This window comes from Bacillus sp. P4_D3, assembly GCF_056401855.1.
This window is the reverse complement of sequence record NZ_JBFUIN010000080.1, coordinates 1-11798: the sequence shown is the minus strand read 5'-3', so window position 1 is coordinate 11798 and position 11798 is coordinate 1. Positions and strand designations below refer to the sequence as shown.

Genomic DNA, 11798 nt, shown 5'->3' with positions numbered 1-11798 from the left:
TAACTGTGGATTTGAAATGTACGACTTTATTTCAAATCCACAGTTATGGGAGAATTAGGATTAGCTTACCTAGGATGTAAACTTTTTTCAAAACGGTTCGTAAGAAACAAAAAAAAGCTTGTGATTATTTATCAAGCAAGCTTTTTTATCAAACTTTATTTAAAAATTACACATTGTATGCTTTGGTACTACTTATGGTTTAACAGGTGAAGAATCAGTTAGAACATCTACTTCTGCTATAGAAGCATATCCATTCTTTCCGTTCGTTACCTCCACTTTTACATATTTAGCGGAAACAGATTCAAATGTTGCAAATTCTTTCCCTCTATTACTTTCCCATGTTCCAGAAGTTACTTTTTGATAGTTACTACCATCCATGCTTGTATAAATATTATAGTTTAAAATACGGCCATTATTCGAACCATCTTGACGCGGGAGACACGCTACTTGAGTAATCGTTTTCGTTTCACCAAGATCTAACGTTAAGTTGTATGGATATTGATTTTTTGTGCTCCATTTACTATGCCAAATTGTGTTTGGATTGTCATCAATTGCATTACTAGCTGGATCATGCCATGATTCCTCGCTGTTTGCACTTGCTTTCATTATTTTTTTAGACAATATAGCTAGTGGTTTAACAGGTTTAGCATCCGTCGATTCCCATATAGGGGCAATTAATGTTGGATTATTTAAAGCTTCTACTTTTTGTCTCGTTTCTTGTGATGCTTTCAGCCCCCATTGATCAAAAAATGGAAGTAAATTTTGTTTCGCTACTTTTGATGTATTATAAATAAATGCTTGCCTTTTCTCTTCATCCGATTTTGGAAGTTGATCTTCTGGTAACTCTCGATATAGTTTATGAAGGTTCGGATAAAAATCTTCACCGTATGCTAGATTAAGTTGCCAAAGCATAACAAGTTTCACAAACAAGTCGTCAATGTTTTTATATTCTTTATCTGTTTGTTTTAAGTATGAAAAGGCTTTATCGTAATCACCTGATTTTTCTAAACGCGTCGGTTGATTCGGGAATAATTGCTTTTGTGCAGCTAAAGAATATATATTAGTAGTTACGTCAACCATACCGTGAAGGTCAGTCCACGTTAAAGGATTTATTTCTCTTGTGTGTCCTGCTTCATGCATTTGTCCCCAACTAAATTTATTTACATTTAAAGCACTTTCGATTGCGTTACCGGCAGTAGTAAATACGGCTCCATCCCAACCTGCATACATGCCCCAATCTGATTTGTTAGGATTTTCTACAAAAGCCCAAATGCGACGAGTCGAACGATGTAAAGGATTCGGATCTTTTTCAGATAACCCTGATATCTTATCTTGTGCTCGAATCATTTCATCATATTTTTTTAATAGAGGAACAGGATCTTGATCCACAATATATTTCTTGGCACTATCCTGCGTAACAGTAAGTACTGCTTTTTCTGATTTCAATTGTACCGCATGTGCATCTGGATACTTGTTCATCATCGCAATCCAGTCTTCTTTCGTATGCTTCCCTAGTTCAAAGAATGGAACAGGGCTCCCGCCTTGTGTTACTTTCACCTTAACTGTTCCTTTATCTTGAGGGTTATCAAATCCTAATAAACCACCGTTTGGAGAGGAGATGGTATTAGAACCAGGAGATAGATTAACTTCTTTTCCCCATTCTTTATCATATTGATGCGTCCCAATAATCGCTCTAATCTTTTGCGTTCCCGACACTTCAATTGTAACTTGTTCATTCGGTTTTACATAGATTCCTGTTGGCATATAGCTTTTTTGCTCACTTCTTCTTTCTCTTTTTGCTTCACTACTAAAACTTCCTGTACCCGGAAGTTCAAACTCCCTCTGTTCATATTGGTTTGTAGTCTGTGCAGCAACCGTTTCAGCTTGAACTGTTAAGCTATTTGTTATAGTAGGTGTAAATAGTGTGGTTGCTAAAATAGTAGATGTCGCAAGTACTTTCATCGATTTTTGAAACATAAAATGATTCCTTTTCTGCATATAAATCATCCTTTCCTTTTCAATTGGTTCCATTAAAGTCCTTTCGCTGAATGAATGTAATTGATTTCGATTTCCTGTTGATTTATTTTTTGAAAATTAAGAAATAATCGCACGTAAATCTTCCTATAGTTTGATAAATATAAAACATACCCAAAGAAAGAAATCACCATCCGTGTTCAGAATAAATAATTACGAAAGGTAGGATATGGGAATGGAACGAACCCATTTCCTTTTTTCTTATTACTAAGAATTTAACATCGAACAGGTTGTATAGCAATCAAAAATAGACAATTTCATCTATTTTTCGACATTTTTTGTCACCTTACTAAAATAGTAGTCTCACGTCTATCAACCAAAAAGTTTGAAATCAGTAAAGCGAAAAATGAGGTTCTGCTGCAAAGTTTTTTAACACATAAAGATATGAGAAAATTGAGGTCCAATTTTATGAAAACATTAATATATTCTGTAATTCGTTATACGCCGAAAAGATGGAGTCTATTTTCACAAAAAATGAGGTATAATTTTTGTTGAAGAGCAATCTGTAAGTCCCAGTAAAATATGTGGTAATTTTAAATGGGATATGCAATACATATTCGAAAAGAGATACTGCACTAATAATAGTGTTCTTATCTCTTTTTTACTTATATTATGTAGGAATTAATTGAAGGGAAATTCAGCCTCTAAAAGGATGTTCCGTCTAACTTTTTCAATTTCATGTTTACTATATAGTTTTTATATAACAAGAAAAAAGTAGGGGAAAGAAGCGCAAATAACAATTTCCTAATGAAGAATTGGTAGAAAGATTCCTTGTTTCACAACTCGTTGTCACTTAGGTTTAGATCAAGCTCGATTAGAACTAACAGCTATGTTTGAAGATAAAAAATAAAGAACCCTCTCCTCTGCAAGAAAAGGAATTCTTTATTTACACAAAAATATTGACGGTACCTGAAGTAGTACATCTCTATAAAAGAAACATACAACCTTACCAACAAATACAAGGTTGTATGTTCTTAATATCATTTACATGTATTCAGGAGCAATCCTGTCCTTTTTGTACAGTACCTTCTATTGGTTGTCCTATTTGTACAATCGGTCCGTTTTGTACAATCTTAGCACCTTCATATAATTTATCTGCATAATTTTTAAGGTCCTGCCAGCTATCCTTCGCTATCTTCAGATCTATTTTTAATAAAGCAAGCCTGTCTGGGTTAATGTTATCAACATTTTTTAGTAAAGAATCATATTTTGATCCTATTGTATGCCACTGATTCGATATATTTTGTAGCGCATCAATAGCTGTATCAATTGTTGCAGTCATAAGTTCCGTTTTATTTTTGGCATCTGTCAAAATAACTAATTCTGCCTCTGCTCCAGAAATTCTGGACTTTAATTGTTCTATTTCTTGCTGTGCAGATGCGATATTCTTGTCAGCAGTGACAATCAATGGTATACCAACTGGAGGCATTAATACAGCTGCAGCTATATAGCCACCACGTTTATCATAGTTTTCTTTAATTATATTATTATAATTATTGATTTGTTGTTGTAGAAGTGGAATACCGGCGTTCGTACTTTCTAAAATAGAGATCAATTGATTTGAATCAGCTTTAAAACTTCTTGTATCTTCGGCCATTTTATTTCGGAATGTTTTCAACTTTTCTAGTAGTCCATCCACTTCTTGACTATCTTTCAAGATATTATTATATAATTTCTCCAGTTCATTTTTAAATGCCACTGTATCTTTTTGATCCAAAGCAGCTAGTAATTGATTATAACTCGCTTGAAAGGTATCATTATAACTTACAATATTCTGATTCGTTTTCATCATATGAGGCTTTAGATCATCAAACCAATATATTGCATTCGTTTGCGCATCATTTTGATGCTGAATCATGTTTGCTTGTAAATCACCATTTATAGAACTTATTTTACTTAAATCTGTCCGTTGTTGATTAATGATTGTTAGAGCATATGAATCAATTGTAAGGATACTTGCCCCCATTTTCTCCATTACTTCTTTATATTTATCAGGACCAAGAGAATAGCTCTTACTATCTTCTTGCTGTTGGGACACACTATTTTGTACAGCTCGTTCTGCTGCAAAAGTATGAAGAGGGATTACATTACTCGCTGCCATTCCAGTAATGATCGTTGATAATATAACTTTCTTATACAATTTTTTGTTCACCTTTTTCACCTATTCTCTCAAATGTATCTTATTAAATTCATAAGCTTCTATTCTTTACTTCAAATGAATTACGATGATTGCAAATAAAATAACATATTAAAATAGAGGTTTTCATACTTTCTTATTTTATAATCTTTATCAAGTTTCATAACTATATAGGAAATCTCCTGCTCAAACTTGAACAGGAGACTCATATTATGTGTTCTTCAAAAGGGAAAGTCAGTATATTATATTTTTCATTACTTCGGAAATTTCTTGAAGTAATACTATTTTTTCTCTTCTACGAATTTAATCTCAGTAGTTTGAATGTTTTCAGCATACTTGTTAACCTGTTCCCAGCTACGTTTAGCTATATTCAGATCTGCTTTTAATAAAGTAAGCTTGTCTGGGTTAATTCTGTCAACATTGTCATTCAATGATTTATATTTTGCCCCCATTGTCTGCCACTGATTCTTTACATTTTCAAGAGCAGTAATAGCTGCATCAATTGTTTCTGTTAAATTATTAGTATTATTTTTCAAGAGCGTTAACTTACCTACCTGTTGTTGCGCAGTTGAAATATTTTTTGATAGGTTTATAATCTCATCTTGTGCTGTCTTTATCTGCTGCTGCGATGTAGTAACTCCGTATATCCCGCCGCCTAATGCACCTGCACCAATAGGCGCAAAGATAATTGTAGCAGTTAAGTATGCACCGAGAGCAGTTGCAACCGACGATGCAATATAAACTTTATTATTCTCATCAATTAATGTTTGATTTGTTTCGATTTGTTTCTGCATCAATGGAATTCCAGCGTCTTGACCAGATAAAATATCTGTGATTTTGTTAGCATCAGTTTTTAAATTTTGTGTATCCAGTTCTAATTTGCCGCGAAAGACTTTCAAATCTTGCACTAACCTGTCCACTGCACCTTTATTCTCTGAAATACTATCATCTAAACTTGTAAGCACAGCTTTTAGCGTTTCTTTGTCATTATTATTTGCAGCTTCTACCAAAACATCATAATAATTTTGAAATTGTGTATTATAATTGATAATATTTTGATTCGTTTGGATTATTTGCGGTTTCAAACCATCTAACCATTGTTTTGCATTTGTTTTAGAAGCATCGTGGTTGTCCTTAATGCTTGTTTGTAAATCATTGTTAATTACAGTTAAACCATCAAAATTAACATTTGCTTGTTTAACAATAGTTAAAGCATACAGGTCCATTACCAACATATTGGATCCAGTTTTCTCTAGCGCATCTTTAAGCCCTTCTGGTCCAAGTGAATACTCAGGGTAGTTATTTTCTGCATCTGCATAAATAGGTGCTGGTTTTGTTGTATTTTCCGCTGCCGAGGCATATGATGGCGTAATGCTACCCGCTGCGATTGTTGCAATTAATGTAGATAAAGCCATTACTTTATAAGGTTTTTTCATAATGTTCATATCTCCTTATATTATATTATTAAGAATTATTTTCTTCATTCTACTATTTTGCCTCTGTTACTTTTATGTTTGTAACACTATTTTCATATTCCGTTGTTTGTTTATTCAATTCATCCGTAAACGTTTTGAGTTCTTTTAATTGTGTTTGTAATGCATGAGAATCTATTTTCGCATCAGTACTAAGACTTCTCTTCATTTGAATCATTGTGTCATTAAAGATGTCCCAACTACTTACTAGCTTGTCAAAACTCTCAATTTGCTTTTTAACTACTCTTGTAAAGTTATTTAACTGTAGATCAATAAGTGTCATTTGAGTTGCTTGCACTTCAATTTTCGATAATTTTTGTAGCAATAGAATTTTTTGTTGTTGCTTCTGACGAACATCATTATTCAATTTTGTTACTTCATCATTTTGGACTTGTCCAACTTGGTTATAAATCACTTCCAAGTTAGACGTGTCTAAAGTATGATCCTTACCTGCGTCTTTCCAAATATCAATAACCGACTTTCCAATATTTATAGAACCTTTTACATTTTCTTTTGGTAGAGCTAGAAGTTTTGTATAATCATCTTGAATGTTTTCCTCAAGTTGTCTAATTTCCGTTCTTGATTTTTCAATTTCTCCGCCTGAACTCTTATAACCTTCAATCGCTCTGCTAACTTTACTAGAAAAGCTCTTACTATCTTCAACCAAGTCATTTTTATAATTGTTTAAGTCTACTGAAGTTCCTTTCATATCATACTGAATTGCTTGCATTTGATCTTGAAGTGCATTAAAAGTACTTACAAAGTCTTCTTTTGCTTGCGAATCGTCATTCATTTTTTCAGCTAGTTCAACCAATATATCATAATAATTTGTAAATCTTGTCCCAAAATCCTGCATGTCTTGATTTACATTGAATAGTTTTGGATTATATGTATCCAGCCAGTCTTGAACATGGTTTCTTGCAGTACCTTGATCAGTTGTTATTCCAGGTATAGCAGTTACTTCAAGGTTTGGTTGCTTTAATATGATTAGCCCATATCCTTGAATTAATGGCGTCTGTGATCCTAATGTCTTAATCGAATCTGATAACCTATTCATAGCAACTTGATTTTGACTACTTGTTAGTTGTGAATAAGTTGTTTTACTTTCTGCAAAAGTATTTACAGGTAAGAAGCAACTTGTAGATACTGCTGTAACTAATAACCCTGCGACTAACGTTTTTTTCATGGTAACTCCTCCTATTAATTGGTGTTTTTTGATAAAATAGTTGGACTAAATTTTAAAGGTTTAATTTTTATTTATATGAAATCTAGCCTTGCAACTATTTATGCTTTGATTAGCTTTCAAATGAATAGTATGATATTCATTTGAAAGCTGGAGCTGCTTCACTTGCAGGAAGCCCAGATAGATTGAATCGTTGCTCCTATCATTAATCCTGCCATGACTTTTTGATAGCGTTTTCACAAGATCCCTACAAGATTACAAAAAATGAAATTATGCTTGTACATTGCTTATACTTTTACCTCGGAATAAAATAAGATCATTTTTGCTATGTAGAGACTTAGAATGCTATTTTTTATAAATGTGATACTTTTGTGATTTTAGATTGTTTCTAAAATTAATTAACTGAGTATTGAGAAAATTAATCCGACATAATGTTACTTGCAACTTCACTGCACTTTTTATTCGTATAATCTTCTCCTTTCTTAGTGGTCGTACCAATTACACCTTTATTAAAACATTAAATTTTTAATGCGTAAATAGTAGAATTTTGTCGAATAAATCCGAAAATTCTACTATTGAGCGTTAGTTCCGCTGGCAATATTATCCTGATAAAATTACTATTTAATCCTATTTATATTCAATCTTATTCAATTAATTATAATTATTATAAGTTGATATATACATTAAAAAGATAGTTAATTTAGCTCACAAGAAAAAATGCAATGTGATTTAATTATATTAAAATAATTCAATCACATCCTGCATACTCATTACCTTTATTTGTATATGTATAATTGCATGATTATATAAGGACTTAAATAAGATGTGTTCTTATAAATAACTAGCTGTAGAGAAAGAAAAATTTTTATTTAGGGTCTACTTAAAACCCTTAAGTTGATGGGCATGGGGCCACACCCCCGTAGGGAGAATTGAGGGAGGACAGACTCTAGTATGTAGTGCAATGGACACTGGGATTTTTACAGAAACTGAAGGAACTATTACCTATAAAGGTCCTGACATTGAGCTGAAAGCATACTGGGATAATCCTTTTGTGGGTTCAAACGAGTGTGACTTACAATTAACAGGCCCTAATGCAGAATATTATTCCATTTTCCATGCTTGCGGTTCTGGTGACACCAATGCGCATATGCGGTACCAAATATATCCAAAAACAAATTAATTTTAAAATAACAACTCAACTTTCAAACCTAAACATTTGCAAAATGAAAGCCTTTCAGCGGAGACACTATTTCACACACAATCCGCAAGAGTACAAACAGCGTATTCTGGTGGATTGCAATGAAGAACGCATTCGGTATTAAGAGGGGGCAAGAACATGTTTTGGTGTAGACTCTAAAATAAACAAGTTTAAATAACAACTTCCTCTTTCTAAAATTATGTAAAAAAGTTAGCACGAATCTAGCTTTTTCTTTTTTGATCACGGGTGTTCTCATGTCTTTATTCATCATGTTTTGAATGTATACTTTTGCTAGTGTTTTTGAAGAAAATAGATGAAGTGAAATAAAGTCAATGAAATCAACAAAACAAATGTAAACTAATGGCTAAAAGTTTACATTCGGGTTTTGAATCATTTATAGCTCATTTTGTAATAAATTTCTCAATATTGATATAGATTCTAAATATGGGTTTTATATCGAAAATTAACAAAAAATATAATATTATAAAAATTAAGATGGTCTGTGTCACTTGTTTTTCCCTTATGCTTAAGATAAGATCATCCTCTCCGATCTTATCTTTTTTTTGTGGATTTATAATACGAAAAAAGAATCCTTATAACAAGGATTCTGCAACAGGTAATAAAAAATGTAGATAATAAAAAAATTACTTATATTATGGTTTATATGGTGAATCTTTTTTTGATATATGACATTTTCTTTTATTTATTATTATCAACTGCTAATAAGTGAAAATTAATTAACGCTTGGTCTACACTATCAATAAGTTCATATATTAATTTAGAGTTCTCTATAATTGCATGAAATACTTCAAAATCCATTACTTCTTTATATTCTGATGGTAAAAAATTTTGAGTTGTAAGAAGATGAAAGTGATCCTGACGTGATTTATAAACCTTCTTAAAAGCTGAATGACTTAAAATACGATTGCATATTTTCATTGGTGGAAGACTAGTTAAAAATCCTTCATTTAAGCGCACATACTCAATGGTGCCTTCAAAAGTTTTTCTTTTTGGTTCAGCTTCGAAAAATTCTTGAATCACAATGGCTAATTTATCGTATGCAGAGTATACACGAAGTAATGAACTTAGCAAGAAGTATCTGTAATTCAGTCCTTCAAAATAAAGCCAGTATTTATCTGGATCATTATAGCGTTCTATACTAATGGTATACATTTCAAGCATTTGGGCAAGACTTCGAGCAGATTCATGTAATCTGACTGTTACATCAAATAAACGAAAGTATAGTAATTCAATAGGTGGAGCTGAATATTTAATATTCCAACTAAGTGCTTCTTTTAATCTCGCCTCGTATTTAAATAGAGAATTTATAGATTTCTCTTGGAACAGTTCCACGTCCTTAAGATTTACTTTTTTCTGAACCTGAACACTTTTCTTTTTGTATAATTTTTTATTTGCTACGGGTAACTTGAACTGAAAATCATTAACGAATTTTTCTGAAACAATTCGCATACTTTTTTGAAATAAGTCGATACAATCCTCAATGCATTTATATAATGAACTACAGTGATGCGATAATGCCAATACAATGTTAGATATGTCAGAAATGCTTTTCCCGGATTCGTAAGATAACTTGTGATCATAACTTTTTCTAGTATCATCAATTTGTTTAAACAGGCCTTTACTCTTCAAGGAATATAGCTCCTTGAAAGTTGTTGTTTTTTTATAATCGGTTTTACCTAACTTTTTTGAAAGATGCAATAATGTGTTCTTTTTCTTATTTTCGTTTAATTCAATACCGAAATAAATTGCGTGAAACCGTATTACTTTCTCCCAAGCTCCAATTACCTTATAAACAGCATTTCTTTGAAAAAAACGATCGGAGAAAAATCTTCTATCTACTGATTCAAAGAGATCACAGTACATAATACATTCAAAACTTGCCTCGTATGCAAAACGATGGATTTCTTCCACCATTGAAAACATATATTTGCGTAATTCAATTGACCCACTAAATAGTTTACTTTTAGTCTGTTTAGAAATATCATCAATGAGCTCCCGTTCAGAATGAGCAACTGCGTCTAACATTGTATTAATTTCTTGATTTTTTTGTATGTTACCTAAAGATTCCTTTCGTATATCCGAAAGGAGTTTCAACTGTTTATCTTTACATGCTTCACAGCAATGGTTAATAGTACTATCATTTCTAGGAATGATAGGCGTAATAGGTTTTAAACAACATAAGCATTTAGTTAATGGCTCCATAGGTTTCTTCTCCTTGTCTATAAAAAATCAATTATCTCTTTTTACCAGCAAAACGAATATATAACTATCGTATCACATTTAAAATGAAATACTGCACTAGGGGGTATCGCCAGCATTTCGGAAAAAACCCACGCTAAGAGTATGCAAGATTTTATACAGTTTTTCGGTTAATCGGGTAACAAACGAGAACCCTAAAACCGCGCCAGGATAGGAATGTATAAAAAAATGGATAGAGTCATAGAAAAAGAAAAAAGCGGATTCCTTGTGAGAGTAGGGATCCGCCTTTTCTTTGCTACCGATAATGAGATGTTATGTTAACTGAGCATGTATATGATATTCGGTTTGCTTGCACCATTGTATTTGCCGCCTAAATCAGTCGTCCATAAAATAGCTCTTACTCTTTATTTTATTAAAAAAATTCTTCGCACAATGAAATGGAACAAAAGGTTACAAAAATAGATGAAATTGTAACCTTTTGTAACACGAATATGCACAGATGCATATTCGTGTTAGGTAGTATTCTTATATACTAATAAATGTAAAAATATAAAAATAAAAAGGGTGGTTATAAGAATGGGATTAAAAAGTAAATTTTTATGTACTTCATTGGCGTTATCTATAGGGATTGGTTTTGTGATGCCTAGTTTTTCTGTATCTGCTGAAACCCCAAAAGTATCAGTTCAATCATTAGAGGAAGAAAAACAAATAAATGAATTAGCTGAGCAATTAAAATTTTTAAATGAAGAAGCACTAGTAATTCAAAATGGAGAAAAAGTTTTTGATTTTAATAAAATTGAAAATAAATATGGCGCCGACTATGCTAATAATTTAAAAAATGATATTACTATGATTGAAGAAATAAACGCTGATAAAGCTAAAAATCCATTTAATAGATATAAACGAAGTGCATGGACAGATTGTATGGTTGATGCTATAAAAGATCATTTTGGAGTAGCAGCTGTTACAGCAGCTCTTGAAGGTGGATTGTGGGCATATCTTGAAAAAAAAGCTTATAAAGAAGCAGCTAAATTATTAGTTAAGTTTGCTATCGGTTCGAATGCTGTTGGTTTAGCAGGAACTCTTGTTTATTATGGCGGTAAATGTACTTATCAATATGGTTGATATAGTTATATTTTAAAAGGAGGTTTGAATTATGAATGTCCATAAACTTTTGTATGTAATGGTATATTTAGTTACTCCTTTCACATATTTCACAGTATCTGTTATCTGGGGAAAGTTTATTTTAGAAAAACCTATGTGGGATAATTTATCAGATAATTTATCAATCGTGGGGATATATTATTTTCTTGTAAGTATTTTTTGGTTAGTAAACATGAAAACTATTGATACAGTAACAGAAGAAATAAAGAATAATAAAAAATGAACAAAAAAAGGGCTTTAATAAAGCTCTTTTTTTGTTCATTTTTTATTATAAATTCAGTACTGATTAATATTTTTATGGCTATTATGTATGTTTTTGTATGGATAGGACAAAAGATATAAACTCTTTTTAAAATAGATTATCTTTAGATTATCTAACTTCCAATAACG

General features: G+C 31.8%; 8 protein-coding genes. 3 read left to right on the top strand and 5 right to left on the bottom strand.

Annotated elements, in window-relative coordinates:
* Nucleotides 1–192: 192 nt before the first annotated feature.
* From AC1DTM_RS11850 to nheA, 4 genes are all read right to left on the bottom strand, one after another.
* Nucleotides 193–1977 carry a M60 family metallopeptidase gene (locus tag AC1DTM_RS11850; protein WP_088099788.1) on the bottom strand — a complete coding sequence of 595 codons (1785 nt, stop codon included), beginning with the start codon at nt 1975–1977 and terminating at the stop codon, nt 193–195.
* A 1051-nt stretch (nt 1978–3028) separates the two neighbouring features.
* The gene (nheC, locus tag AC1DTM_RS11845) at nt 3029–4186 is read right to left on the bottom strand and encodes a non-hemolytic enterotoxin subunit C (protein WP_088099785.1); all 1158 of its coding nucleotides are present in this window, start codon (nt 4184–4186) and stop codon (nt 3029–3031) included.
* Between the two features lie 266 nt (nt 4187–4452).
* The gene (nheB, locus tag AC1DTM_RS11840; RefSeq protein ID WP_088099784.1) at nt 4453–5607 is read right to left on the bottom strand and encodes a non-hemolytic enterotoxin subunit B; all 1155 of its coding nucleotides are present in this window, start codon (nt 5605–5607) and stop codon (nt 4453–4455) included.
* Between the two features lie 52 nt (nt 5608–5659).
* Entirely contained in the window at nt 5660–6829 is a 1170-nt protein-coding gene (nheA, locus tag AC1DTM_RS11835; RefSeq protein WP_088099783.1) for a non-hemolytic enterotoxin subunit A, read from the bottom strand.
* A gap of 958 nt (nt 6830–7787) precedes the next feature.
* On the opposite strand from nheA, the gene AC1DTM_RS11830 reads away from it, so the two are divergent.
* Nucleotides 7788–8006, top strand: a complete 219-nt coding sequence (locus AC1DTM_RS11830; RefSeq protein ID WP_088099782.1) for a hypothetical protein — start codon at nt 7788–7790, stop codon at nt 8004–8006.
* A gap of 717 nt (nt 8007–8723) precedes the next feature.
* Here AC1DTM_RS11830 and AC1DTM_RS11825 read toward each other — a convergent pair.
* Nucleotides 8724–10247 (bottom strand): Cthe_2314 family HEPN domain-containing protein, encoded by a 1524-nt coding sequence (locus AC1DTM_RS11825; protein WP_088099781.1) that lies wholly within the window; start codon nt 10245–10247, stop codon nt 8724–8726.
* 573 nt (nt 10248–10820) lie between these two features.
* On the opposite strand from AC1DTM_RS11825, the gene AC1DTM_RS11820 reads away from it, so the two are divergent.
* On the top strand, nt 10821–11369 hold the full coding sequence (locus tag AC1DTM_RS11820) for a hypothetical protein (protein WP_016106440.1): 549 nt from the start codon (nt 10821–10823) through the stop codon (nt 11367–11369).
* A 31-nt stretch (nt 11370–11400) separates the two neighbouring features.
* Nucleotides 11401–11631 carry a hypothetical protein gene (locus AC1DTM_RS11815; RefSeq protein ID WP_063226257.1) on the top strand — a complete coding sequence of 77 codons (231 nt, stop codon included), beginning with the start codon at nt 11401–11403 and terminating at the stop codon, nt 11629–11631.
* Nucleotides 11632–11798: the final 167 nt, after the last annotated feature.